General features: G+C 65.9%; 1 pseudogene. It reads left to right on the forward strand.

From position 1 onward, the window contains the following. Nucleotides 1-217 precede the first annotated feature (217 nt). Nucleotides 218-546 (forward strand): annotated as a pseudogene (locus tag CFP71_RS40975) (hypothetical protein); the annotation flags it as partial.

Below are 546 nucleotides of genomic sequence, written 5' to 3' on the forward strand. Positions count from 1 at the left end.
GACGATCGTCCACCACGGCACTCCGAACAGGAGGGCGAGAACGGCGATCAGCGCGGCGACGCGGGCAAGGATGCGAGGCATGATGACGTCAGGCTAACAGACCGTCGGTCTCTACCGCGGTCTTCGCTGAGGGGCTCTCAGGTACGTAAACGGGCGTAGCCGAGGTGTCGCTTCACGGCCGACGCTTTCCTTCGAGTGCAGGAAGACACTCGACGGCATGATTCGGACGATCGAGCGCGTCGCCTACGTGACCGGGGCGCTGCTGTTTCTGAGTGGTCTCGTGCACGCGATCGTGCTGATCGCGTCCGGCGGTTCGTGGACCGGGCCGCTCTCGATGCGGAAAGCGGTCACCTTCGGGTGGTCGTTCGGGCTGACGCTGGCCACCGTCGCGTGGGCGACGTCGTACGTGGCGGTGCGGCCGCGCGTGCGGAACGTCCTGCTCGGCGTTTTCACCGGGGCTAGTGTCGTCGAGACGGTGCTGGTGAGCATGCAGGCCTGGCGCGGGGTGCCGTCGCATTTCAACTTCGAGACCGGTTTCGACAACGC

Source organism: Amycolatopsis thailandensis, from assembly GCF_002234405.1.
Taxonomy (GTDB): Bacteria; Actinomycetota; Actinomycetes; order Mycobacteriales; family Pseudonocardiaceae; genus Amycolatopsis; species Amycolatopsis thailandensis.